Source organism: Oscillochloris sp. ZM17-4 (genome assembly GCF_019599295.1).
In the GTDB taxonomy this organism is placed as follows: Bacteria; Chloroflexota; Chloroflexia; order Chloroflexales; family Chloroflexaceae; genus Oscillochloris.
The window spans coordinates 8504-31351 of sequence record NZ_JAIEWN010000036.1; the positions used below are offsets into that span (position 1 = coordinate 8504).

At 68.2% G+C, this 22848-nt stretch carries 23 protein-coding genes; 14 read left to right on the forward strand and 9 right to left on the reverse strand.

Annotated elements, in window-relative coordinates:
* Nucleotides 1-441: 441 nt before the first annotated feature.
* Complete coding sequence (locus tag K2Z83_RS20805; RefSeq protein ID WP_370650236.1) at nucleotides 442-2199, forward strand: glycosyl hydrolase; 1758 nt, start codon at nucleotides 442-444, stop codon at nucleotides 2197-2199.
* Nucleotides 2200-2794: 595 nt separating this feature from the next.
* Here K2Z83_RS20805 and K2Z83_RS20810 read toward each other — a convergent pair.
* Together K2Z83_RS20810 and K2Z83_RS20815 are read right to left on the reverse strand one after the other, a co-directional pair.
* Complete coding sequence (locus K2Z83_RS20810) at nucleotides 2795-3685, reverse strand: SPFH domain-containing protein (RefSeq protein ID WP_220597155.1); 891 nt, start codon at nucleotides 3683-3685, stop codon at nucleotides 2795-2797.
* 17 nt (nucleotides 3686-3702) lie between these two features.
* Nucleotides 3703-4698: an SPFH domain-containing protein gene (locus tag K2Z83_RS20815; protein WP_220597112.1), complete on the reverse strand. Its 996-nt coding sequence runs from the start codon at nucleotides 4696-4698 to the stop codon at nucleotides 3703-3705.
* 148 nt (nucleotides 4699-4846) lie between these two features.
* Between K2Z83_RS20815 and K2Z83_RS20820 the strand changes: the two genes are divergently transcribed.
* Together K2Z83_RS20820 and K2Z83_RS20825 are read left to right on the forward strand one after the other, a co-directional pair.
* A complete protein-coding gene (locus tag K2Z83_RS20820; RefSeq protein ID WP_220597113.1) occupies nucleotides 4847-5107 on the forward strand; it encodes a type II toxin-antitoxin system Phd/YefM family antitoxin in 261 nt (86 codons plus the stop codon).
* Nucleotides 5104-5526: a type II toxin-antitoxin system VapC family toxin gene (locus K2Z83_RS20825; protein ID WP_220597114.1), complete on the forward strand. Its 423-nt coding sequence runs from the start codon at nucleotides 5104-5106 to the stop codon at nucleotides 5524-5526. The genes K2Z83_RS20820 and K2Z83_RS20825 overlap by 4 nt, the downstream gene beginning before the upstream one ends.
* 79 nt (nucleotides 5527-5605) lie before the next feature.
* Here K2Z83_RS20825 and K2Z83_RS20830 read toward each other — a convergent pair whose 3' ends face one another.
* Nucleotides 5606-6157 (reverse strand): cob(I)yrinic acid a,c-diamide adenosyltransferase, encoded by a 552-nt coding sequence (locus K2Z83_RS20830; protein WP_220597115.1) that lies wholly within the window; start codon nucleotides 6155-6157, stop codon nucleotides 5606-5608.
* 110 nt (nucleotides 6158-6267) lie between these two features.
* On the opposite strand from K2Z83_RS20830, the gene K2Z83_RS20835 reads away from it, so the two are divergent.
* From K2Z83_RS20835 to K2Z83_RS20850, 4 genes are all read left to right on the forward strand, one after another.
* Entirely contained in the window at nucleotides 6268-6801 is a 534-nt protein-coding gene (locus K2Z83_RS20835) for a DapH/DapD/GlmU-related protein (RefSeq protein WP_305082513.1), read from the forward strand.
* 19 nt (nucleotides 6802-6820) lie between these two features.
* Entirely contained in the window at nucleotides 6821-7528 is a 708-nt protein-coding gene (locus K2Z83_RS20840; RefSeq protein WP_255604362.1) for a DUF1405 domain-containing protein, read from the forward strand.
* Nucleotides 7529-7669: 141 nt separating this feature from the next.
* The gene (locus K2Z83_RS20845; protein ID WP_220597116.1) at nucleotides 7670-10180 is read left to right on the forward strand and encodes an alpha/beta fold hydrolase; all 2511 of its coding nucleotides are present in this window, start codon (nucleotides 7670-7672) and stop codon (nucleotides 10178-10180) included.
* 145 nt (nucleotides 10181-10325) lie between these two features.
* The gene (locus K2Z83_RS20850) at nucleotides 10326-10739 is read left to right on the forward strand and encodes a hypothetical protein (protein ID WP_220597117.1); all 414 of its coding nucleotides are present in this window, start codon (nucleotides 10326-10328) and stop codon (nucleotides 10737-10739) included.
* Nucleotides 10740-10820: 81 nt separating this feature from the next.
* On the opposite strand, the gene K2Z83_RS20855 is transcribed toward K2Z83_RS20850, so the two are convergent.
* On the reverse strand, nucleotides 10821-11531 hold the full coding sequence (locus K2Z83_RS20855; protein WP_220597118.1) for a DUF1003 domain-containing protein: 711 nt from the start codon (nucleotides 11529-11531) through the stop codon (nucleotides 10821-10823).
* Between the two features lie 204 nt (nucleotides 11532-11735).
* Between K2Z83_RS20855 and K2Z83_RS20860 the strand changes: the two genes are divergently transcribed.
* The 6 genes from K2Z83_RS20860 (at nucleotide 11736) to K2Z83_RS30085 (ending at nucleotide 17537) form a co-directional block, all read left to right on the forward strand.
* Nucleotides 11736-12641, forward strand: coding sequence for an STAS domain-containing protein (locus K2Z83_RS20860; protein ID WP_220597119.1), 906 nt, complete (start codon nucleotides 11736-11738; stop codon nucleotides 12639-12641).
* A 201-nt stretch (nucleotides 12642-12842) separates the two neighbouring features.
* Complete coding sequence (locus tag K2Z83_RS20865; RefSeq protein WP_220597120.1) at nucleotides 12843-14087, forward strand: S1C family serine protease; 1245 nt, start codon at nucleotides 12843-12845, stop codon at nucleotides 14085-14087.
* 80 nt (nucleotides 14088-14167) lie between these two features.
* On the forward strand, nucleotides 14168-14356 hold the full coding sequence (locus K2Z83_RS20870) for a twin-arginine translocase TatA/TatE family subunit (protein WP_255604364.1): 189 nt from the start codon (nucleotides 14168-14170) through the stop codon (nucleotides 14354-14356).
* 27 nt (nucleotides 14357-14383) lie between these two features.
* Nucleotides 14384-15376 (forward strand): hypothetical protein, encoded by a 993-nt coding sequence (locus K2Z83_RS20875; RefSeq protein ID WP_220597122.1) that lies wholly within the window; start codon nucleotides 14384-14386, stop codon nucleotides 15374-15376.
* Between the two features lie 10 nt (nucleotides 15377-15386).
* On the forward strand, nucleotides 15387-16067 hold the full coding sequence (locus tag K2Z83_RS20880) for a response regulator transcription factor (protein ID WP_220597123.1): 681 nt from the start codon (nucleotides 15387-15389) through the stop codon (nucleotides 16065-16067).
* Nucleotides 16068-17537: a HAMP domain-containing sensor histidine kinase gene (locus K2Z83_RS30085; RefSeq protein ID WP_220597124.1), complete on the forward strand. Its 1470-nt coding sequence runs from the start codon at nucleotides 16068-16070 to the stop codon at nucleotides 17535-17537.
* On the opposite strand, the gene K2Z83_RS20890 is transcribed toward K2Z83_RS30085, so the two are convergent.
* The 5 genes from K2Z83_RS20890 to K2Z83_RS20910 all read right to left on the reverse strand — a co-directional run bounded on the left by K2Z83_RS20890 (nucleotide 17467) and on the right by K2Z83_RS20910 (nucleotide 21968).
* Nucleotides 17467-17913: a GNAT family N-acetyltransferase gene (locus tag K2Z83_RS20890; RefSeq protein WP_220597125.1), complete on the reverse strand. Its 447-nt coding sequence runs from the start codon at nucleotides 17911-17913 to the stop codon at nucleotides 17467-17469. The genes K2Z83_RS30085 and K2Z83_RS20890 overlap by 71 nt on opposite strands.
* Before the next feature lie 88 nt (nucleotides 17914-18001).
* Nucleotides 18002-18997, reverse strand: coding sequence for a phosphoribulokinase (locus tag K2Z83_RS20895; protein ID WP_220597126.1), 996 nt, complete (start codon nucleotides 18995-18997; stop codon nucleotides 18002-18004).
* Nucleotides 18998-19102: 105 nt separating this feature from the next.
* Nucleotides 19103-20014 carry a CbbX protein gene (cbbX, locus tag K2Z83_RS20900; protein WP_220597127.1) on the reverse strand — a complete coding sequence of 304 codons (912 nt, stop codon included), beginning with the start codon at nucleotides 20012-20014 and terminating at the stop codon, nucleotides 19103-19105.
* Nucleotides 20015-20020: 6 nt separating this feature from the next.
* The gene (locus K2Z83_RS20905; protein ID WP_220597128.1) at nucleotides 20021-20440 is read right to left on the reverse strand and encodes a ribulose bisphosphate carboxylase small subunit; all 420 of its coding nucleotides are present in this window, start codon (nucleotides 20438-20440) and stop codon (nucleotides 20021-20023) included.
* An 82-nt stretch (nucleotides 20441-20522) separates the two neighbouring features.
* Nucleotides 20523-21968, reverse strand: coding sequence for a form I ribulose bisphosphate carboxylase large subunit (locus K2Z83_RS20910; protein ID WP_255604365.1), 1446 nt, complete (start codon nucleotides 21966-21968; stop codon nucleotides 20523-20525).
* Between the two features lie 152 nt (nucleotides 21969-22120).
* On the opposite strand from K2Z83_RS20910, the gene K2Z83_RS20915 reads away from it, so the two are divergent.
* Nucleotides 22121-22666: a GNAT family N-acetyltransferase gene (locus K2Z83_RS20915; protein ID WP_220597129.1), complete on the forward strand. Its 546-nt coding sequence runs from the start codon at nucleotides 22121-22123 to the stop codon at nucleotides 22664-22666.
* Nucleotides 22667-22848 lie beyond the last annotated feature (182 nt).

Consider the following 22848-nt stretch of genomic DNA (forward strand, 5'->3'; position numbering starts at 1 on the left):
TGGAATGCCATGCACGGCAATCTGCAATCCAAAATCTGCAATCTGAAATGGTATAAGAACATGACGTGGCCCTGGATCGACAGGGCGACGCCCGACGCGGCGAAGACGTGCTACTATACATTGACGGCAGGTCTTCGCCGCTGTGCGGGTGCACCTGACAGCGGATAGCTCGCGGCTGATTGTGTCTCAGGCAGGTTCATCCAGCTTGACAGTCTGCCCGGCACCCCGACACCCCCACAGCCCTCCAGAGGGCTATGTCGGGCTGTGAGCAAACGGTAAAGCTGAAATCGCCCGATTTGAACCATGCCTAAGAATATCTACGCCCTGATAACCCAGATGAGGAGCAACGTGCTGCGAATTGGACGAGCGATAAGCCACCAACGGCGAACCCTTGAGGGTCGCAGGCTATCGGCTATCGGCTATCGGCTATCGGCTATCATCGTGGTTCTGCTCCTGCTGGCCGGGGCGGCCCCGGCCACCCCGGCCCGCGCGCTCGCCCCGCTAGCGCCGGCCGCTGTGCCGGCCAGCCCGCCCTCCTTCGGCCTGAACAGCCACCTGGCCAGCCGCTACCCCGACCCCTCCTCGATGGATGTGCCGGCGAGCATGCTGACCGACCTGGGCGTGACCTGGGTGCGCGAGGACTTCCACTGGCACCGGGTGGAGCCGCGCCCCGACGCCTGGGACTGGACCTTCACCGACGCGGCGATGCGGGCAATCCTCAGCCGCGACATCCAGGTGCTCGGCGTGCTCGGCCCGTCGGTGGGATGGGGCACCCCCTACCCCGGCGACACGCCCAACGATGTCTCCTACTACCCGCCCGACCCCGACGCCTTCGACGCCTATGTGCGCGCCGTCGTCACCCGCTACCGCCGCTACATCCACCACTGGGAGATCTGGAACGAGCCGGACCACGGCGTCTTCTGGCGGCCTCAGCCCGACGTGGCGGCCTACACCCGCCTGCTCATCCGCACGGCGGCGACGATCCGCGCGATCGACCCGCAGGCCCAGGTGGTGCTCGGCGGAATCAACCCCTTCGACACGACCTTCCTGCGCGGCGTGGCCGAGAACGGCGGCTGGGGCAGCTTCGACGTGCTCGGCATCCACCCCTACGTGGACCCCTACGGCCCCGAGGACGGCAACCTGATCGCCGCCGCCGACGGCGTGCGCGCCCTGGCCGAGCGCTACGGCAAGCGGCCGATCTGGGTCACCGAGCTGGGCTGGTCCAGCGGGCCGGGCGACCGCGACAGGGCCGGCCTCACCGATGAGCAGGCCCAGGCCAGCTACCTGGTGCGCTCGATGCTCGACCTCTGGCAGGCCGGCGTCGAGCGGATCTTCTGGTACAGCTTTAAGGACGACCCTGGCAACCCCTACGGCCTGGTGCGCGCCGGCGCCGGACGGACAGACTACCGCTCGCGCAAGCCGGCCTACGACGCCCTGCGCACGCTCAACCAGCAGCTCGCCGGGGCCACCTTCGTCGAGCGGCGCGACCTGTTCACCCGCGACACCCTGGTCAGCTTCGACAGCCTGCGCGGCTGGCGGCGCACCAGCCAGCCCAACGGCACCCTGCGCCTCAGCGACGCCCAGGCGCACGGCGGCGGGCTCAGCGCGCAGCTCGACTACAGCTTCACCACGCGCCAGAACGACTACGTCTCCTTCGAGCGCGAGCAGCCCATCCCGCTGCCCGGCCAGCCCTACGCCCTCGGCGTCTGGGTCTACGGCGACGGCAGCACCCACGGGGTGAAGGTCTGGCTGCGCGACGCCGAGGGCGAGCTGCTGCAGTACGTGCTGGGCAGCGTGGGGCCGCCGGGCTGGCACTTCATCTCCGCGCCGATCGGCGGGACGGTGGAGCCGGGCAACCACCTGGAGGGCAGGGGCAACAGCCGGCTCGACTTCCCGGCCAGCCTGCAGGCGGTCGTGCTCGACGATATGGTGGACAGCTTTGTGGGCGGGGGGACGATCTACCTGGACGACCTGAGCGTGATCGGGGGGCACGAGATCTACGACCTGCGGCTCCAGCGCGGCGGCGAGTCGCTCGATGTGCTCTGGTCGCCGCCGGGCGCGCGGGTACACCTGAGCACGCGATCGGCGGCGGGCCGCCTGATCACACGCGATGGCGTGGAGAGCACGGCGTCGGCCCAGGGCGGGCAGATCACCGTGAACCTCGGCCCGGCCCCGGTCTACCTCATCCACCGGCGATGATCTCGCCGGGCCGGATGCGGGCGCTGCGCCCCGCGCCCGTATCCCCCATGCGGGCGCTGCGCCCCGCGCCCCGCCCCGGGGGCCAGCCCCCGGGACCCCCGCTGGGGGCGCGTCGCCCCCCAGACCCCCCGAATCTGATGCTGTACCGTGTGGAGTCCCCGTTGTTTGGCCTGGGCGCGGTGCGGCGAAGCTGTACGCCAACAAGTGCCTGTGCCGCGCAGCGGCCCGCCTGTCATGACAACGGGCATTGAAGCCGCCGACCACATCAGATTCGGGGTTCGAAGGGGCGGAGCCCCTCGCGGGGGTCCAGGGGGCAAGCGCCCCCTGGCGCGGGGTCTGGGGGCGCGCAGCCCCCAGCATGAATACCGCGAGCGTATTCCTGCGGGGTCTGGAGGCGCGCAGCCCCCAGCATGAATACCGCGAGCGTATTCCTGCGGGGTCTGGAGGCGCGCAGCCCCCAGCATGAATACCGCGAGCGTATTCCCGCGGGGTCTGGGGCGCGCAGCCCCCAGCATGAATACCGGGAGCGTGTTCCCCTGGCGCGGGTCCGGGGCGCGCAGCCCCGGCGGGGATGCCGGGGCGCGCAGCCCGGGCGTCACCGCCCGTTGGTCGTCGTCGTCGTCGCCAGCAGCTGGTTCAGCATCTGCCGCCCCGGCGGCACAAACGTCACCTTCGCGCCGCTCTCGGTGATGTTCTGCATCTCCAGGATGGCGAACAGCGTGTCGGCCACCTCCTTGTCGGCGCCGATCGTGTTCAGGGCCTGGCCCAGGATCTGCGGGCGGATGGCCAGCGCCTTGGCGAACTCGATCGCCGCCTGGCGCTCGGCGGTGCTGGTGATGATGCTGACCTGGTTCGCCCCATCCTGCTTGATCGCCGAGGTCACCTGGCGCAGCCGGTTGACCACCTTGGCCTCGATCTGGCGGATCATGCCCACGTCGCGGAAGTGGACCTTGCGGATGTAGACCGAGCCGAGCTGGTAGCCCCACTCGTTGGACTTGGGCGAGACCTCGGCGCGCACCGAGCGGCTCATCGCGTGGCGGTTCTCCAGCATCTCGCCGAGCGGCAGGTTGCTGAGCGTGCGCACGACGGCGTTGCTGACGTTGGCCGCCAGGGAGCCCTGCGGGTCGGCGTTCTTAAACAGGTAGGCCACCGGGTCGCTGATCTTCATCTCGTACCAGGCGCCGATGCCCATGGGCGCGCCCTCCTCGGAGTTCACCGGCTGGCTGCGCAGGTAGAGCTGGCCGAGCCGCATGTCGAGGACGTAGCGCTTGCCGAAGAAGTTGATGATCAGGGCCGACAGGCCCATCTTTGTGGGCAGGATGTGCAGCCCCGGCTCGCGGATCACCGCCACCACGTTGCCGAACAGCGTGTAGACGTGGCAGGTGCCCTCGCGCACGATCGTGTAGATCCCGAACACCTGGCCGATCCCGATGAAGAGCGGCACCAGGATGAAGGACAGCACGAAGGTGATGCCGGCCGCCGTCATGAATGAGATGATCGCTGTCACTTCTCCACCTCCATGATCACCCGCTCGGCCTGGCGGAATAGGTTCAGGCGCACGTTGCGCACGTACGAGGCCAGGGCGCCGGGGCCGCTCTCGCGCAGGGCGCGCAGCTGCTCGGCCTGGGCCTTCAGCGGCTCCACCTCGGCCTGGGCCTTCAGCGTCTCGATCTCCACCGCCCGCTTCGACTGGACGATCTTCTGGTCGGCCGAGGCCTGGGCCAGGCTGATGTCCGACGAGACCTGGTTGTGGGCCGTGTTGATCGCCGCCATCGCCGACTCGACCTCGGTCGGCGCGTCGATCTCGGTGATCAGCGAGGCGTCGAGGATGATCCCGTAGCGCGCCGGCGACGAGAGGCTCTCGCGGTCCATGTGCTCGTTCAGGTCGCGCAGGTTCTTGCGCAGGTCGTTGATCGAGACCCCCGAGACCGCGCTGGCGTCGGTCGGCTGCGAGGCCAGCCCGACCGCCGTGCTGGGCGGCGCCTCGAAGTTGGCGATCCGCTCGCGCAGGATGGAGATGAAGTAGCCCATCACATGCACGATCGGGCTCTTCACGCCGAACAGGTAGGCGTAGAGGTGGCGCTCCGAGACACGGTAGCGGATCTGGCCCTTCAGCCCGACGTTCAGCTGGTCCTTGGTGACGGCCTCCAGGAAGGTGCCGCCGTTGTTCGCCCGCGGGTCCTCAAGGTCCAGGGCCATGTTCACCGTCTGGGTGGCCACCGAGACCTTGTAGATCTTCTCCCAGGGCCACTTGAAGTAGGGGCCGCCGGGCTGGATGACCCGCAGCTGCGGGTAGATGTAGCGGTCGCGCTCGTCGGGGTGCAGGTACTCGGCGAAGGGGTCCTCGCTGCTGGCCGAGGCGGGCATGCGCTCGGCGCGCCCGAAGACCGTCTTCACCGCGCGCTCGTTCTGGTTCAGGGTGTAGAAGCTGAGCAGGATGTAGCGGACGAGGAACCATCCGATGAAGCCGGCGATGATGCCCAGGGTTGTGGCAGTCATTGGCGGTGACGCTCCTTTCGAGCATTCCTGGCGATGATTGTGTGCTCCTCCATCATATACGCAGCGCGGGGGATTAGGGTGTCATTCTCTTGACGAGTTTCGCTGCCGGGCCTATACTATATCTAGACAGACTAGACAGGAGGCATCTATGGCACGAACCTGGCAGCTCCAGGAGGCAAAGAACCGGCTCAGCGAGGTCGTCGATGAGGCGCTCACCCACGGCCCGCAGATCATCACCCGGCGCGGTATCGAGACGGCCATCGTCCTCTCATACGCAGAGTACCAGCGCCTCGCCCTGAGCCGTGTCGGGATCTCGACATTTTTCCGCGAGTCGCCCCTGGCTGCAGCGGCCGAGGATCTCGACCTGGCGCGCGACAGCAGCCCGCCCCGCCCCGACATCGCCCTATGAACTACCTGCTCGACACAAACATTATCTCGGAGCTGATCGCAAAGCGCCCCAGCCAGCGCGTGATCGACTGGGTCGATGCGCGTGACCCGGACAGCATCTACCTGAGCGTGATCACGATCGGTGAGATTCAGAAGGGCATCGCGAAGCTGCCGACGTCGGATCGGCGAGATGCGCTCCAGGCATGGCTTGAGGGCGACCTGCTGGCGCGCTTCTACGGGCGGATTCTGCCCTTGACGACGGAGGTGCTGCTGCGCTGGGGAAAGCTCGTGGGTGAGCTTGAGCGGGTCGGGCGACCGCTCCCCGCAATCGACTCACTGCTCGCCGCACTGGCGCTTCAGCACGGCCACGCGCTCGTCACGCGCAACGCGGGCGACTTCGCCGATGCTGGCGTGGTGATGATCAACCCGTGGGGGGAATGAGACCACGATTGTGCAGGAGGCACGATGGGAGGGGCGCGTCACAACGCGCCCCTATACCCTAATATACCTTGGACCGTACCTAGCCCAGCCGGGGGCTGACCCAGGGCACATCGGGGGTGCTCGCGCGGGCGTTGGCGGCGCGGGATGCCACGAAGAGGAAGTCGGAGAGGCGGTTGAGGTACATCAGCACGTCGGGGCTGATCGCATCCTCGTGGGCCAGGCTGACCGCCCAGCGCTCGGCGCGCCGGCAGATGGTGCGGGCCAGGTGCAGGTGGGCCGCCGCCGGCGTGCCGCCCGGCAGGATGAACTGCTTGAGCGGCTCCATCTCAGACTCCAGGGAGTCGATCTGGGCCTCTAGGAAGCCGATCTCGGCCGGGCCGACCCGCGGGATGTTCGCGCCGCCCTCGCCGGGGGTGGCCAGATCCGCGCCGACGACGAACAGCTGGCTCTGCACCTGGCCGAGCAGCTCGTCGAGGCCGGCCTCCAGCCCGCTGGCCCGGGCCACCCCGATCGCCGCGTTACACTCGTCGGCGGTGCCGTAGGCGTGGACGCGCAGGGCATCCTTGCTCACCCGCTGCCCGCCCCACAGCCCAGTCTCACCGGCGTCGCCGGTCTTCGTGTAGATCTTCATTGCGCTCCTCGGTTGACGAATGACGAACGGCCGCACTCAGCATACCATAGCCGCGTAGCGAGCGGAATATGCTACACTGTGCGCAGATACGCGCCCTACTAGGAAGAGCCATGGAGCTGACCGAGACGCGCGCCGACGGGCTGGGCACCAGCGCGGCGCGCAAGGCCCGCATGCACGTCGCCCGCTTGCCGGGGCCGCACAACGCGCTGTGGTACTGGCCGCAGCTCGCCGGCGGCTACCTGCGGGTGATCCGTAATGGATTGCTGATCCAGGTGGCCCGCTACACGCCCTTCCTCGCGCTCAAGGGTGCGATCTATCGCCTGCTGGGGGCGAAGGTCGGCCGCCACACCAGCGTCGGCCTGATGGTCATGCTCGACGTCTTCTTCCCCCAGGACGTGACGATCGGCGACGAGTGCGTGGTCGGCTACAACACGACGATCCTCTGCCACGATGTGACCCGCGGCGAGTGGCGGCGCGGCCCGGTGCTGATCGGCGACAATGTCACCATCGGGGCGAACTGCACCATCCTGCCCGGCGTGATGATCGGCGACGGGGCCACCGTCTCGGCCATGAGCCTAGTCAACCGCGACGTGCCCGCCGGGGCCTTCGTGGGCGGGGTGCCGATACAGCGCCTGCGGCGCTGATCTCAATGTTGAATGTTGAATGTTGAATGCTGAATTGAGCACCACCATTCAACATTCAACATTCAACATTGCCGGAGGCACAATGCTGCGCCTGATCGACTGGGTGTACGGGCTGATCACCAAGAGCCCGCTGATCTTCTGGGCCTGTATGGCCGCCAACGCCCTGGGCGTCGTGTGGGGCGGGGTGGTCTGGTACGGCCCGCAGATGCTCGCCTCGCCGCTGTGGGCCTGGCCCTTCATCCCCGACTGCCCCGAGGCGGCGCTGTGGGCCACGGTGGCCTTCCTGCTGCTGCGCTACGGACGGGCGCGCGGCTGGTTCACGGCCTTCGCCGCCTTCGGCTGCATCAAGTATGGGATCTGGACGCTTATGTTCTGGGCGAAGCACTGGAGCGTGGCCGGCTTTGGCGACCCCGAGCTCCCGCTTGAGCTGATGCTCTTCGTCTCGCACATGGGCCTGACCGCCGAGGGCGTGCTGCTGGCGACGCGGATCGGCCCGCTGGCCCTGCCGCTGCGCCTGGGCGTGATCGGCTGGTTCGCCCTGTCGATCTTCGTCGACTATGGGCTCGGCTTCTTCCCGCCGCTGACCTACGCCGTCCCCGAGGCCTATGTCTTCTGGGTGGCCACGGCGCTGACCACGCTGCTCGGCGCGGCCCTGCTGCTGATGCCGACGCCGGCGCTCGCCCCCCTGTCCCTCTCCCAAGCGCCGAAGGGCGGGCAGGGGGGGTGAGCGCCGACGACATCCCATGAGATAAATCACGACCCTCTCGTTTATTAGGCACCATAAAAGGGCTGGTAAACGGGGGGGCGGGCGATGGAGCGACAGGTTAACGGGCAGGATCGCGAAGGCGAGAGACACCAGGGCATAGCCATGCAGACAGTCCGCCACGAGCTACGCACGCCGGTGAACCATATCATCGGCTTTAGCGAGATGCTTCTGGAGGAGGCGTCCGACCTAGAGCTGCCCGCGCACTACGGCGCGCTCCAGCGCGTGGTGGACGCCGGGCGACAGATCCTGGCCGCGATCACCGAGATCCTGGCCGGGAGCGGCGTCGCCGTGCGTCAGTCCGACCTGCTCGCCCTGCACAGCCGGATCACCCCCTACCTGGGCGAGATCACCATGGTCTGCGCCGAGCTGATCCGCATCGCCGAGGGCGAGGGCCGCCCGCAGTTCGCTGTAGACCTGCGCAAGATCGCCGGCGCCGCCGATCAGCTTGCGCAGATCGCGTCGGGCGCCACGCCGCTCTCGACCGCCCCCCCGCTCGCCGAGGCGCAGGCCGAGGTCGCAGGCCGAGGGCCAGAGCAGATCGGCGGCAGCCTGCTCCTGGTCGATGATAACGACATGAACCGCGATATGTTCTCGCGGCGGCTGGAGCGGCTGGGCTATGCTATCACTGAGGCCAGGGATGGGCGGCCGGCCCTCGACGCGATGCGGGCCACGCACTTCGACCTCGTGCTGCTCGATATTATGATGCCGGACATGGACGGCTACGCGGTGCTGCGCGAGATGCAGGCCGACCCTGAGCTGCGCCACGTGCCGGTGATCGTGCTCTCGGCCCTGGACGATATGGCCAGCGTCGTGCAGGCGATCGAGCTGGGCGCCGACGACTACCTGCCCAAGCCCTGCGACTCGGTGCTGCTCAACGCGCGCATCGGCGCGTGCCTCTTCAAGCACCACGTGCGCGACATGGAGGTTCAGTACCTCAGGCGGATCGAGCACGAGAAGCGCCGCGCCGACGACCTGCTGAACATCGTCATCCCGATCGGCGTGGCCCTCTCGGTCGAGAAGGATTTCAACCAGCTGCTTGAGCGGATCGTCACCGAGGCCCAGCAGCTCTGCAACGCCGACGGGGCCACCCTCTATCTGCGCACCGGCGACGAGCGGCTGCGCTTTATGATCGTGCGCACCCGCTCGCTGAACATCGCCATGGGCGGGGCCAGCAGCAAGGACATCCCCTTCCCGCCCCTGCGCCTCTACGATGAGCACAGCGGCGCGCCCCAGCATAACTATGTGGTGGCCCACTCCGCGCTCACCGGCGAGACGATCAATATCGTCGACGCCTACAATACTGAGGACTATGACTTCTCAGGCACGCGCGACTTCGACACGCGCACCGGCTACCGCTCCACCTCGATGCTCACCATCCCGCTGAAAGATGGCTTCGGCCGGGTGGCTGGGGTGCTCCAGCTGATCAACGCCCAGGACGAGGCGGGCACAGTGATCGCCTTCGATGAATTCTCCGCGCAGATGCTCCGCTCCCTCGGCACGCTGGCCGCCGCCGCCCTGGCGGCCTACACCCGCGAGCAGGAGCTGCGCCAGGAGATCAGCGAGCTGCGGATCGAGATCGACCTGGTGAAAAAGCAGCGCGAGGTCGAGCAGATCACCCAGTCGAGCTACTTCGGCCAGCTCCAGGAGCGCGCCCGCCAGCTCCGCGGGACGGCGGCGGCGGCCGAGTCGTCCGACGCCACGGCGCACACAGGCAACCAGCGGCGCGACCGCGATAGGGGCAGCGAGCTACAGAAGAAGGTCTACACTATCGGCGGCCAGGAGATCCACGTCCGCGAGCAGGGGCCGCCCGGCCGGCAGACGGTCGTGCTCATCCACGGCTGGTCGAGCAGCTGGTACGCGATGTCGCCGCTGCTGACGATGCTCAGCGAGCGCAGCCACTGCGTGGCGGTGGACCTGCCGGGCTACGGCGAGTCGCCGCCGCTGCGCGAGCGGGCCACGATCGCGGCCTACGCCGACCTGCTGGCCGAGCTGATCAAGGAGATCAGCCCGGGGCAGCAGGTGGTGCTGGTGGGCCACTCGATGGGCGGCATGATCAGCGTGACGATGGCCCTGCGCCACACGCCGCTGGTCGAGCGCCTGGTGCTAATCTGCCCGACGATCAGCGGGAACCTGTCGTTCTGGATCAACACCTTCATCTCGCCGATCACGATGCTGGAGCGATTTCCGATCGCCAGCCGGGTCGTGGCGCTGCTGGAGCCGTATATGCTGAGCGTGACCGACCGGCTCATGCGGCCGGCCTCGTTCGCCGACCGCACGGTGATCAGCGCGGCCGACTACGCGCGCCTGCGGGACGACGCGCGCCGCCCCGGACAGGGCAGGGTGCGCGCCGAGTGCTTCTGGGCCATGCGCGACAACGACCTGAGCGATAAGCTCGCGCTCGTCACCACGCCCTCGCTGGTGATCTGGGGCATGGAGGACAACACCGTGCCCCTGCGCGACGCCAGCCTGGTGGATGATCTGCTGGCCGGCACCGACCTTCAGGTGCTGCCGCGCGCCGGGCACTGGCCGCAGTTCGAGTCGCCCGAGCGCACCCAGCGCCACATCCGGGCCTTCCTCGGCAAGCCGCTCAAGCTGCTCAGGGTGCAGCTCTGAGGCATTGATCACTGAGGCGCTGAGGCGCTGAGGCGCTGAAGGGTGAGGCGAGCGCTGCGCGCTCGCCTCACCCTTTGATCGTCGCCGCGCCCTGAAGCGGTATCGCTTTTTGTATCGCTTTCCGCTACCACGCCGGGCGACCGCTGTGGTTAAGTATGGCTACCCCAACCTGATGTGGAACTCGCGCTTCGCCGTGCTCTCGGGCGACCCCTTCGACAGCAGCGCCGGCCTGCAGTTCCCCGCCCCCGAGGGCATGTCGCTCTCCTACCAGCCGCATCTGCTGACGGCCCAGGCCTTCATCCCGCCCACCGAGCGCACCGAGGTGACCGGATTCGCCTTCCAGGGCGACAACGACGCCATCCGGGCCGAGGTTATGCGTCGCCTGAACGCGACGCCGGCCTACCGGCGGCTGTTCGGCACGGCCTTCCCCACGGTGCGGGCCGCCGACCAGCAGCTCCAGGGGCCGGGCCAGGCGGGCCAGCAGGGCCTCGGGCGTAAACATGTGCGTCCAGGCAGCGGCCAGCTCGATGGCGGCGCAGCAGCTCTTGCATCACAATGACCCGGCGCGGCAGCCTGTAGGCGGCCAAGTGGCCGCGTAGGAAGGCCGGGATTTCGACCCCGCGGCGGACGCGAGGCCCAGCTACGCCCCGTCCCGCAGCCGGCCGGCGCGCACCAGCTCGTTGAGCATATCCACCTGCACCTCCTGGATGCTGGCCAGGCGCTGCCACTGCTGGTTCATGAGGTGGTCGAGCTTCTCCTGCATCTGGCGGATCTCCAGCTCGGCCTTCAGGTTCACCTGGTAGTCGTGGCTTGCCCGCAGGCGGTCCTTCTCCTCCTGGCGGTTCTGGCTCATCATAATGATCGGCGCCTGCATGGCGGCCACGCAGGAGAGCACCAGGTTGAGCAGGATGAAGGGGTAGGGGTCGAAGAAGCGGGTGAGCAGGCTGTTGGCCCCGATCCAGACAATGATGATCGCGCCAAAGATGCTGATGAAGCTCCAGCTGCCGCCGAAGGCGGCGATCCGGTCGGAGAGACGGTCGCCGAAGCTGAGCTGCTGCGCGAAGGTCTCGTTGGTGTCCTCGGCGATCAGGTCGCCATCGCTAATGCTGGCGACGACCTCCCGCTCCAGCTCGCTGAGGTCACCGCCCTCATCGGCGACCAGCTGCGCGACATAGTCGGCGCGGGCGGCGGCCAGGTCCTCGGCGCAGATGTAGCCGCCCTCGTCCCAGGCGGGGCGGCCGGCGCGCAGCCGGCGCAGCAGCTCCTCGCGTACCGCCCCGGCCGGCACCACCTCGGCGAGGCGCTTCTCCTTACCACAGGCCTGGCAGCGCACACGATCATCGCTCTCCATCAGCGGCCTCCTGAACAGTGCTCTATGTTAGGTGTCGATTCTGGATCCTACCACAGCTCACGTGTCTGGCTCAAGCCTTCCCGCCACGCCGCACCCCAGCCTCAAGACAACCTCGTATATATTGGTGTGTATACTATATGCGCAGAGTGCGGCGGTGATCTGATGCTCGCGCCAGTACCCACATAGCAGTGAGAGGTATGGAGTATGAGCGACCTAAGTGTTGAGCTTGAGCAGTTGCGCGCCCGTGTCGCCGAGTACGATCGCCGCGAGCAGGAGGCGGCCGAGCGTGAGGCCGGGCTGCGCCGCGATCTGGCAATGTACCAGCTTGTGATCGACCACCTGCCGATGCGCGTCTTCTGGAAGGACGCCGTGGATCTGCGCTACCTCGGCTGCAACCTCGGGTTTGCCCAGGATAGCGGACGCCAATCCCCGTCCGACATGATCGGCGACGACGACTTTCACATGGGCTGGGCCGAGCAGGCCGACGCCTACCGCGCTGATGATCGCCACGTGCTCAACACGCGCCAGGGTCGGCCCAACTATGAGGAGCGGCAGAGCCGCCCCGACGGCGAGGCCTGGCTGCGCACCAGCAAGATCCCGCTGATCGACGCCGACGGAGCCTTGGTCGGCGTGCTCGGCACCTATGAGGATATCACCGAGCACCGCGCTGCCGAGCAGGCGCGCATAGAGTATCAGGAGCGGCTGATCGCCGCGCAGCAGGACAGCCTGCGCGAGCTCTCGACGCCGCTCATCCCCCTGGCCGAGAACGTCGTCGCCATGCCCCTGGTGGGCACGATCGACACCCGGCGGGCCGCCCAGATCATGGAGACCCTGCTTGAGGGGATCGCCGCGCTCCAGGCCGACATCGCGCTGCTCGATGTGAGCGGGGTGCGGGTGATCGACACCCAGGTGGCCGACGCCATCCTGCGCGCGGCCCGCGCCGCCAAGCTGCTCGGCGCCCAGGTGGTGCTCACCGGGATGAGCGCCGAGATCGCCCAGACGGTCGTCCACCTCGGCGCCGACATGAGCGGGATCATCACGCTGGCGACGCTGCGCGAGGGCATGCAGTACGCCGCCAGCCGGGCTACAGAGACGATATCGGGCAGCTAAAAGGCCGGCGCGATCACCGCAAAGAGCCAGTCCAGACGCGAGAGCGCCTGGACTGGCTCTTTTTTGCCCGCCCCATAGCCTTAGCTAGCCCTTAGCTACGAGTCACGGGGGATTTAGGCTTCAGGAGGATACTTAGCGAGAACGTACGGGCGCAGCGCGCTGCGCCCCAACAGGAAGCCTGGCTCTGGAGGAATGAATACTATGAACCGCTCAAAGATCATCGTCGCCGCCCTGGCCGTGCCGACAGCACTGGCCATCGCCGGCTGCGCGGCCATCACCCCCGCAGCCGCGCCGCAGCCCGCAGCCGCCGCAGCCCCAGCGCCCGCCGCCGTAGCCCCAGCGCCCGCCGCCGGCGCGCTGGCCGCCTACGAGGGTACCCTGGAGCAGATCTACAGCCAGGTCAACCCCTCGGTCGTCCACGTCGAGGTTGTCGAGCAGGCCTCGGCCCAGGCCGCGCCGCCCGACCCCTTCGGCATGTTCGGCGGCCAGCAGGGCCAGCCCCAGGTGCAGGTCGGCTCGGGCTCCGGCTTCCTCTGGGACACCTCCGGCCACATCGTGACCAACAACCACGTGGTGGCCGGGGCCAGCAAGATAACTGTCACCCTCGCCGACGGCACCACGGTGCCAGCCAAGGTGGTCGGCGCCGACCCGACCAGCGACCTGGCGGTGATCGTGGTTGACCCGAAGGTCATCGCCGGGCTACAGCCGATCAAGGTCGGCGACTCGACCCAGGTCAAGGTCGGCCAGCTGGCGATCGCGATCGGCAACCCCTTCGGCCTAGACGGCACCATGACCACCGGGATCATCAGCGCCATCGGGCGCTCGCTGCCCACCGGCGACGGCAGCGCGCCGAGCTACACCATCCCCAACGTCATCCAGACCGACGCCTCGATCAACCCGGGCAACTCGGGCGGCGTGCTGCTCGACGACGCCGGGCGGCTGATCGGCGTCACGGCGGCGATCGAGTCGCCGGTGCGCGCATCCTCGGGGGTCGGCTTCGCCATCCCGGCGGCGATCGTGCAGCAGGAGGCGCCGGCCCTGATCAAAGATGGCCACTACGACCACCCCTGGCTCGGGCTGAGCGGATCGACCCTGACGCCCGACGAGGCCCAGGCGATGGGCCTGCCGGCGGGCCAGCGCGGCGCCCTGGTCGGCAGCATCGTCAGCGGCGGGCCGGCTGACAAGGCCGGGCTGCGCGGCAGCGACCGCCAGGTGACGATCAACGGGATGCAGGGCCAGGTCGGCGGCGATGTGATCACCGCCCTCGATGGCCAGCCGGTGAAGGACTTCGACAGCCTGGTGGCCTACCTGGCCGACCACACCAAGGTCGGGCAGAGCGTGAGCGTCACCCTGCTGCGCGACGGCAAGGAGCAGACGGTGAGCCTGACCCTGGCGACGCGGCCGAGCGACCCCGCGCCCGTGGCGAGCAGCGCCAGCGGCCAGTAGGGGCGACCCGGTGTGGTCGCCCGTAGCCCCTGCGGGCGGCCCAACGTGGCCGCCCGCACCACAAAGGAAGCGAGGGCGTGATGGGCGATATCGGTGTCCCTGAGCTGCTGATCATCCTGGCGGTCGTCATGGTCGTGATCGGACCAGGGAAGCTGTCCGGACTCGGTGCCGCGCTGGGCCGCTCGATCCGCGAGCTGCGCCAGGGGCTGCGCGATGAGAAGGGAGAGGATGCGGCCAAGCCGTGCTATCATACCGATGACCAGGGCTGAGGATGGAGATGGAAGAGGAGGGCAGCTATGGCTGTTGCCGCAGATCTAACGGTGGAACAGGTCTCCTGGGAGCTTGATGGGATCGCGATGTACGGCACCCTGACGCACCCGGCCGGCGAGGGGCCATTCCCGGGGGTGGTGTTTGTCGCCGGCAGCGGGCCGACGGACCGCGACTGGAACTCGCCGCTCATCCCGGGCACGAACGGCAGCGCGGCCCAGCTGGCCGAGTCCCTGGCGCAGCGCGGCTACCTCTCGCTGCGCTACGACAAGCGCGCCTCGGGCCCGCACATCCAGGAGAATATGCAGCGCCTAGCCGGAAAGGTCAGCATGCGTGGGCACGCCGAGGAGCTGGCCGGTGCCGTGGGGCTGCTAGCCGGCCGCCCGGAGGCTATGCCGGGCCGCATCTTCGCGCTGGCCAGCAGCGAGGGCTGCATCCACGCGCTGAACTACCAGCTCGGCGCGCCGGCGACGCCGCTGGCCGGCCTGGTGCTGACCGGGGCGCCGGCCCGGCCGATCAGCGCCGTGGTCCACAGCCAGATCGCCGCCCAGCTGGCGGCGCTGCCGGATGGCGCGACACTGCTAGCCATCTACGAGGATGCCGTCGCGGCGTTCGCCGCCGGCCAGCCAGTGCCGCTCGATGAGCGGCTGCCGCAGGGGGCGATCATGCTGCTCCAGGGCCTGAGCGCCCCGGTCAACCTGCCCTTCTCCCGAGAGCTGTGGGTGACCGACCCGGCCGCGCTGCTTGCGGCTACCGCGGCGCCGGCCCTGATCGTGATTGGCAAGAAGGATATCCAGGTTGACTGGCATGTCGACGGCATGGTGTTTGAGTCGCTGGCCTCGCGGCTGCCGACGATCAGCATCGTCTACCCCGAGCACGCCAACCATGTGCTGAAGCACGAGCCGCGGCCGCGCGAGCAGCTCGGCCCGGCCGAGGTGATGGCCAGCTACAGCGCCGCGGGCGTCGCGATCGACCCGGAGGCGCTCGCGGCTATCGTCGACTGGCTCGACGCGCGGCGATAATGAGGATGTGATGAGCCAGCGCATACTGATCGTGGAGGACGAGGCGGAGATCGCGGGCTACCTGCGGCGCGGCCTCGTCTACGAGGGCTACGCCGTGGAGGTGGCGGGCACCGGCGCGGGCGCCCTGGCGGCGGCCCGCGAGCGCCCGCCGGATCTGGTCATCCTCGACCTGGGGCTGCCCGACATCGACGGCCTAGACGTGGCCCGCCGCCTGCGGGCCGGCCCGCCCCTGTCCATCCTCATGCTCACCGCCCGCGACGCCGTGACCGACCGGGTGGCTGGCCTTGAGGGCGGCGCCGACGACTACCTCACCAAGCCCTTCGCCTTCGAGGAGCTGCTCGCCCGCGTCCACGTCCAACTGCGCCGCCGCAGCGACCAGCAGGACCACGAGGTGCGCTCCGTCGGCCCGCTCAGCCTCGACCCGGCCGCCCACGAGGTGCGCGCGGCCGGCCAGCGCGTCGAGCTGACCGCCAAAGAGTTCGAGGTGCTCGACATCTTCATGCGCCACCCGCGCCAGGTGCTCACCCGCGAGCAGGTCTACGAGCAGGTCTGGGGCTACGACTTCGGCAGCGACAGCAACGTGCTGGAGGTGTACGTGCGCGCCCTGCGCCAGAAGCTGGAGGCCGCCGGGGCGCCGCGCATGATCCAGACCGTGCGCGGGGTGGGCTACGTGCTGCGCGAGGACACGTAGGTGCGCCGCCCGCTCTCGCTGCGCGCCCGGCTAGCCCTTGGCTACGGCCTCTTCTTCGCCGCCGTGCTCACGCTAATGAGCGTCGGCGTCTACTGGCTCGTGCGCCAGGCCCTGATCACCGAGGCCAGGCAGGGCGTGGCGGCGGCGGCCGAGCTGATCCAGCAGGACTTCGCTGCCAGCGCCGGGCCGCTGCCCGGCTACTTCAGCGACCCCGAGGCACTCCTGCGCTCGCTGCCGGCGCGGCTCACCGAGCTGGATACGCCGGCATTCTATGTGCAGGTGAGCGACCGCGACGGCGAGTTCAGCATCGGCTCGGCCAGCCTGCGCGGCCAGCGGCTCCCGCTCGCGCCGACGGATCAGACGGCGGCCCTGGGCGGCGCCACGACGACCCAGATCTTCACCCTTGGGCGCGGGCGGGTGATCCAGCTCAGCGCGCCCCTGCTCACCGACGGCGCGGTGGTGGGCGTGCTCCAGGTGGCCCAGTCACTACGCCCGGTCGACCAGACCCTCCAGGTGCTCATGGCCGGGCTCGCCATCACCGGCCTGATCGCCCTAGTGGCCGCCGTGCGCGGCAGCGTCTGGATCGTCGGCCGCTCGCTCGGCCCGGTGAACGAGATCACCTCGACCGCCCGCCAGATCTTCCAGGCCGCCGACCTGGCCCGCCGCGTGCCCGCCTCGCCCGCCGACGACGAGATCGGCGCCCTGGCCGACACGATCAACGCGATGCTGGAGCGGCTGGAGAGCCTCTTCACCGCCCAGCGCCGCTTTGTCGCCGACGTGAGCCACGAGCTGCGCACGCCGCTCACGGCCATGCGCGGGCACCTGGAGCTGCTCCAGCGCGGGGTGGTGCACGACGACGCCGACCACGCTGAGATGACGGCCGACCTGCTGCGTGAGGTGAACCGCCTGAGCCGCATGGCCAACGACCTGCTGCTGCTGGCCCAGGCAGAGGTCGGCCTCCAGCTACGCTACGCGCCCCTGGCCCTCGACGAGCTGGTGCTTGAGGTGGTGCGCGAGCTGCGCACCCTCGGCGAGGGCGTGGCCCTGCGACCGCAGCTCGCCGAGCAGGTGGCGATCAGCGGCGACCGCGACCGCATCAAGCAGGCGCTGATCAACCTGGTGGCAAACGCCATCCAGCACAGCCCCGCCGGCGGCACCGTCACGGTCGGGCTCGACCAGAGCGGCGCGGCGGCCCACCTGCGCGTGCGCGACGAGGGGCCGGGCATCGCCCCCGACGATCTGCCGCACGTCTTCGAGCGCTTTTACCGGGCCGACCGCGCCCGCGCCCAGCGCACAGGCGGCGCCGGGCTCGGCCTCTCGATCGCCCAGTGGGTCGCCCGCGCCCACGGCGGCGAGGTCGCCGTCGAGAGCGACCCAGGCCAGGGCGCGACCTTCATCATTAGCCTGCCGCTGACTCCGCATCCCAGCGCATCACCAGCAGGCGTCGCCCACGGGACACCAGCCGCATAAGCAGGTTCATCGCCCGGTGGATGCGTCGCAGGTCGGGGGGCATCTCCGCGCGGTCGAGCGCGCGGAAGCCGAAGCGGGCGTAGTAGCCCTCTAGGCGATCTACGCAGGTGAGGTAGATCGGCGGCGACGCCCCGCGCAGCAGGGTGCCGACAAGCGCCCCGCCGATCCCCTGCCCCTGCATCTCGGGCGCCACAGCCAGCGAGGCCAGCTCACGGCTGCCATCGCGGTGCGGCTTGATCTGCGCTGTCCCAACGACCCGACCGTCAACCTCGGCTACCAGAAAGCGCGGCCAGTGGAGGCCGGTCGGGTTGATCTTTGCCGCGCGCACCAGGTCAACAATCGCCGGCTGATCGTCTGCTGTTGCCGGGCGTACCAATGGCTCTGCTCTGTTCATGGGGAGATCGCCGCGCTATACGAGGCCGTAGGCCATCGCATAGCACGGCGATCTTCCCAGCTCACACACGCTACCGCACCGCAATTGGGTTAGTGTCCTGACCCATCCGGCTGAGGGCGGCTACGGGGCGCGCGAAAGGGAGATTTGCCACCCCGCTGTACTGGCGCAGCAGATGGTAGGTCAGCAGCAGCTGGGTGATCGCCAGCGGGTCGCTGTGCCGGGTCTCGCTGCGGTCAAGGTAATCGCCGAACTGGTCACCGCGCAGCGGGGCGAGGTCGGGCAGATGCTGCCAGATCGCATCCTCCAGCTTGATGGCATGATCCGTCGAGACGGAGCCGTCGATCTCAAGGATGTCCACCGGGCGCCCGCCATCGCGGCCGAGCTCCAGCCGCACGCCGGGGCTCTGCGTCTCGTCCTCGCAGAGGTAGGTCAGGTCGGGGTGGGGGATAGTCGGGCGCAGGGTCAGCCGCGCGTTCAGGGTGGGGCCAGCCTCCTCCATCGGCACCTCGGGCGGGGGGTAGAACTGCACCACGATGTCGGCGTGGTCGCGCTGGGGGCGGATGAAGGCCGCGGAGTCGGGCTCGCGCACTTCCATCTCAGCCAGCACCTGCTCGGGCTTGTAGCCGCGCTTGGTCACGTCGCGCTTGACCTTCCAGACCTTGCGCAGCTCCTCGGGCGGGTTGAGGTAGACCTTCACGTCGTAGAACTGGCGCATGATCGCGCTGGAGAAGCCGAGCAGGCCCTCGACGATCACGAACTCCTTGGGCTGGATGTACTCGGGGCGCACCAGGCTGCCGGTGCTGTGGTCGTAGACTGGCTTGAGGATGGGCTGGCCGTAGTGCAGGCGCTCCAGGTGCAGCTCCATCACATCCAGGTAGTTACAGTCCGGGTGCAGGGCGGTGATGCCGATCTCGGCGCGCTCACGCCGATCGTACTTGTGGTAGTCGTCGGTGCAGACGTGGGTCACCCGATCTGGGCCGAGCAGCTTCACTAGCCCCGAGGTGATCGTGGTCTTCCCCGCAGCGCTGTCGCCCACAATCCCCAGGATAATCGGTCGCTTGCGCATAATCGTGGTCGCTTTCTGAGTATTTGTTCCATTAGCCACAAGGGCCAGCTTCGCTGGCCCTTGTGGCCAATGGAACGTAGGTTTTTAGGACGACAGCCCTAAGGGCTAGCCTGCCTGGTCGGCAGTCGAGCCGCCGCGGAAGACCCGGCTGGCTCGCACATCCTCGGCGTCGATGCGGGCCAGGTCGCTGGCGACAATGCTGCCGCCGGCGCGGATGAGCCGGTTGGCCTGGCGCAGCTTGATCCGATCCAGGGCGTTGCGCACGCTGCGGGCGTTCGCGAAGTGCGGCTGCTGCACGCGCAGATCCAGGTACTCGCGGAACGCCGCCCGCGAGTCGTCGTCGAAGGCGTACATCTGCTGGCGCACCATCAGGTCGGCGATCTCCACCAGCTCATCCAGGCTGTAGTCCGGGAAGTGGATGTGGTGGGCGATCCGCGAGTGGAAGCCCGGGTTCGACTGGAAGAAGGTGTCCATGCGCTCCTTGTAGCCGGCCAGGATGACGACGAAGTCGTCGCGCTGGTTCTCCATGGCCGTCAGGAGCATCTCGATCGCCTCCTGGCCGTAGTCGCGCTCGTTCTCGGGCCGGTAGAGGTAGTACGCCTCGTCGATGAAGAGCACCCCGCCGATGGCCTTCTTGAGCATCTCCTTGGTCTTCGGCGCGGTGTGGCCCACATACTGGCCCACCAGGTCGTCCCGCGAGGCCACCACCAGGTGGCCCTTGCGCACATAGCCGAGCGAGTGCAGGATCTTGGCCATGCGCATGGCCACGGTGGTCTTGCCAGTGCCAGGGCGGCCGGTGAAGCTCATGTGCAGCGTCGGCCGGTCGGTGAGCATCTGGTGCTGCTCGCGCAGACGGGCCACCAGCAGCATGGCCGCGATCTCGCGGATGCGTGTCTTCACCGGCACCAGCCCGATCAGCTCCTCGTTGAGTTGATCGAGCAGGGACTGGATCTCCGAGCTCTGCCAGACCTGGTCCAGGTCAATCTGCGCGCTCGGGGTCTCTAGGGTATCTGCCATAGTTGGTTATTCGTAGCGCCGGCCGCTCGGCTTATCGGCGGCGTAGGAGCGGATGGTGTAGCGGATCTGGCGGTCGCCCGTCTCCTGGCGCTCCAGGTGGAAGCCGGGCTCGTCGGCGGGGCGCTGGACGATAAACTGGAGCGCGGTGGTGGCCCGACCAAGCGAGCGGTCGTAGCCCGAGATGCGGACGTAGTAGTTGGGGAAGGTGGCCTTGCACTCGGCCAGGGTCTGCATGATCGCCACCGGATCCTTGATGTCGAACATCGGCAGGCCGTACATGTCCCAGTAGCTGTTCCGCGGGTGCGGGTCGTCGGTGTACTCGATGGCGATCGGCCAGTCGTTATCCAGGCAGTACTGGATCTGGGCCTTGATCTGGTCGTCGTCGAAGTCGGGCAGGTAGGAGAAGGTCCCCTGAGTGATTCGCATGTCGCTTCCTTTCAGAAGGCAAAAGGCAAAAGGCAAAAGGTAAAGACCTCAGCGCCCTTTTACCTTTTACCTTTTACCGTGATTATGAGGGTGTGACCACCGCGTCGGGCGTGTCGGTGCTGGCATACTCGAAGGTGATATCCTTCCAGATCTCGAGGGCCTTGGCGAGCGAGGGCGACCACTTGGCGGCGCGCTCCAGGATCTCCGGCCCCTCGTTGAGGTAGTCGCGGCCCTCGTTGCGGGCCTGGATCATGGCCTCGATCGCCACGCGGTTGGCGGCCGCGCCCTCGGCGATGCCGTCGGGGTGGCCGATCGTGCCGCCGCCGAACTGGAGCACCACGTCCTCGCCCAGCAGGTGCAGCAGCTGATGGATCTGGCCGGCGTGGATGCCGCCCGAGGCCACCGGCATCACGCCCGGCATGCTCACCCAGTCCTGCTCGAAGTAGAGGCCCTGCACCGGGTTCGGCGCGATCTTGTTCTCGCGCAGGGTGGCGTAGAAGCCCTGCACGCTGTTCGGGTCGCCCTCCAGCTTGCCGACGACGGTGCCGGCGTGGATGTGGTCGACGCCGGCCAGGCGCATCCACTTGCTGATCACGCGGAAGCTGACGCCGTGGGTCTTCTGGCGGGTGTAGGTGCTGTGGCCGGCGCGGTGCAGGTGCAGGATGATGCCGTTCTTGCGGCACCAGTTGGCCATGCTCTGGATCGCCGTGTAGCCGATGGTCAGGTCGATCATGATGATCACGCTGCCCAGATCCTTGGCGAACTCGGCCCGCTCGTACATCTGCTCCATGGTGCCGGCGGTGACGTTCAGGTAGTGGCCCTTGATCTCGCCGGTGGCCGCGCTGGCCTTGTTGACGGCCTCCATGCAGAACAGGAAGCGGTCGCGCCAGCGCATGAAGGGCTGCGAGTTGATGTTCTCATCGTCCTTCACAAAGTCCAGGCCGCCGCGCAGCGCCTCGTAGACCACGCGGCCGTAGTTGCGGGCGCTCAGGCCGAGCTTCGGCTTGGTGGTGGCGCCGAGCAGCGGCCGGCCGAACTTGTTCAGGTACTCGCGCTCCATCACAATGCCGTGGGCCGGACCCTGGAAGGTCTTCGTGTAGATCGGCGGGATGCGCATATCCTCAAGGCGCAGGCTCTTGAGCGCCTTGAAGCCGAACACGTTGCCGATGATGCTCGACGTGAGGTTGGCGATCGAGCCCTCCTCGAACAGGTCGATGTCGTAGGCGATAAAGGCGATATACTGATCCGTGCCGGGCACCCGGTCGACCTTGTAGGCCTTCGCCTGGAAGTGCTCGTGGGCGGTGAGCCGGTCTGTCCAGACCACCGTCCAGGTGGCGGTGCTGCTCTCGCCGGCCACGGCGGCGGCGGCCTCAATCGGGTCGACGCCCTCCTGGGGCACGATGCGGAACGCGCACAGGATGTCGGTGTCTTTGGGCTGGTAGTCGGCGTCGTAGTAGCCCATCTCGACATAGGGGGCTACGCCCGAGGACCAGCGGCTCTTCTGGGCATCATTGTTTGATCCGGCCATACCTGTATTCTCCTTCAGCTCGCATCGGGACGCACACATATTGGTGATTACCTATAGTATATGGTACACAGTTTCTGTTGTGATGGAAATCACCAACAGGGGGGTATTTCCTCACCCCCCGGAGTTGGAGGTCAAAGCAAGGAGATCATACCATGCATATTGTCGACCTACACAATGCAGGCGCGCGCGCGATCGATCGGGCCGCCGAGGCCCTGGTGGAGGGATTCGCCGCGCACTGGCCCACGGCCTGGCCGGACATCGAGTCGGCGCGGGCCGAGGTGGCCGAGGCCCTGGAGGGCGGCAAGGTCTGCCGGGCCGCCGTAGACGACCACAACGTGTTGCTGGGCTGGGTGGGCGGGATGCCGAGCTACGCCATGGTCTGGGAGCTGCACCCGCTGGTGGTGCGCCCGCAGAGCCAGGGGCGGGGCGTGGGGCGGGCGCTGGTGGAGGATCTCGTCGTAGCGGTGCGGGCGCGCGGCGGGCTGACGCTCACCCTCGGCAGCGACGACGAGGACGACATGACCAGCCTGAGCGGGGTGGACCTCTACCCCGACCCGTGGCCGCACATCGCGTCGATCCGCAACCTGCGCCGCCACCCCTACGCGTTCTACCAGCGCTGCGGCTTCGTGATCACCGGCGTGGTGCCCGACGCCAACGGCCCCGGCAGGCCCGACATCCTGATGGCGCGGCGGGTGTAGGGTTTAGGGGCGGACAGAACATATGAGCAATGGGCGATTCATGGCATTGGAGCGGGCTATTGGCCCTCACCCCCCCAACCCCCTCTCCCAGCAGGGGAGAGGGGGAGCCGGACAGCATTCCAATGCAGAATCCTGCCGCCTGCCGCCTGCCGCCTGTCCGTCCCTAAAGGGTGTAGGGGGCG

Excerpts from the sequence above, each read along its gene's own strand:
- K2Z83_RS20910 (WP_255604365.1), bottom strand. The coding sequence starts at position 21,968 with ATGGCCGGATCAAACAATGATGCCCAGAAGAGCCGCTGGTCCTCGGGC.
- K2Z83_RS20875 (WP_220597122.1), top strand. The coding sequence starts at position 14,384 with ATGGCTGTTGCCGCAGATCTAACGGTGGAACAGGTCTCCTGGGAGCTT.
- K2Z83_RS20870 (WP_255604364.1), top strand. The coding sequence starts at position 14,168 with ATGGGCGATATCGGTGTCCCTGAGCTGCTGATCATCCTGGCGGTCGTC.
- K2Z83_RS20895 (WP_220597126.1), bottom strand. The coding sequence starts at position 18,997 with ATGCGCAAGCGACCGATTATCCTGGGGATTGTGGGCGACAGCGCTGCG.
- K2Z83_RS20810 (WP_220597155.1), bottom strand. The coding sequence starts at position 3,685 with ATGACGGCGGCCGGCATCACCTTCGTGCTGTCCTTCATCCTGGTGCCG.
- K2Z83_RS20815 (WP_220597112.1), bottom strand. The coding sequence starts at position 4,698 with ATGACTGCCACAACCCTGGGCATCATCGCCGGCTTCATCGGATGGTTC.
- K2Z83_RS20860 (WP_220597119.1), top strand. The coding sequence starts at position 11,736 with ATGAGCGACCTAAGTGTTGAGCTTGAGCAGTTGCGCGCCCGTGTCGCC.
- K2Z83_RS20905 (WP_220597128.1), bottom strand. The coding sequence starts at position 20,440 with ATGCGAATCACTCAGGGGACCTTCTCCTACCTGCCCGACTTCGACGAC.
- K2Z83_RS20835 (WP_305082513.1), top strand. The coding sequence starts at position 6,268 with ATGGAGCTGACCGAGACGCGCGCCGACGGGCTGGGCACCAGCGCGGCG.
- K2Z83_RS20840 (WP_255604362.1), top strand. The coding sequence starts at position 6,821 with ATGTTGAATGCTGAATTGAGCACCACCATTCAACATTCAACATTCAAC.
- K2Z83_RS20820 (WP_220597113.1), top strand. The coding sequence starts at position 4,847 with ATGGCACGAACCTGGCAGCTCCAGGAGGCAAAGAACCGGCTCAGCGAG.
- K2Z83_RS20855 (WP_220597118.1), bottom strand. The coding sequence starts at position 11,531 with ATGGAGAGCGATGATCGTGTGCGCTGCCAGGCCTGTGGTAAGGAGAAG.
- K2Z83_RS20865 (WP_220597120.1), top strand. The coding sequence starts at position 12,843 with ATGAACCGCTCAAAGATCATCGTCGCCGCCCTGGCCGTGCCGACAGCA.
- K2Z83_RS20915 (WP_220597129.1), top strand. The coding sequence starts at position 22,121 with ATGCATATTGTCGACCTACACAATGCAGGCGCGCGCGCGATCGATCGG.
- K2Z83_RS20825 (WP_220597114.1), top strand. The coding sequence starts at position 5,104 with ATGAACTACCTGCTCGACACAAACATTATCTCGGAGCTGATCGCAAAG.
- K2Z83_RS20880 (WP_220597123.1), top strand. The coding sequence starts at position 15,387 with ATGAGCCAGCGCATACTGATCGTGGAGGACGAGGCGGAGATCGCGGGC.
- cbbX (WP_220597127.1), bottom strand. The coding sequence starts at position 20,014 with ATGGCAGATACCCTAGAGACCCCGAGCGCGCAGATTGACCTGGACCAG.
- K2Z83_RS20830 (WP_220597115.1), bottom strand. The coding sequence starts at position 6,157 with ATGAAGATCTACACGAAGACCGGCGACGCCGGTGAGACTGGGCTGTGG.
- K2Z83_RS20845 (WP_220597116.1), top strand. The coding sequence starts at position 7,670 with ATGCAGACAGTCCGCCACGAGCTACGCACGCCGGTGAACCATATCATC.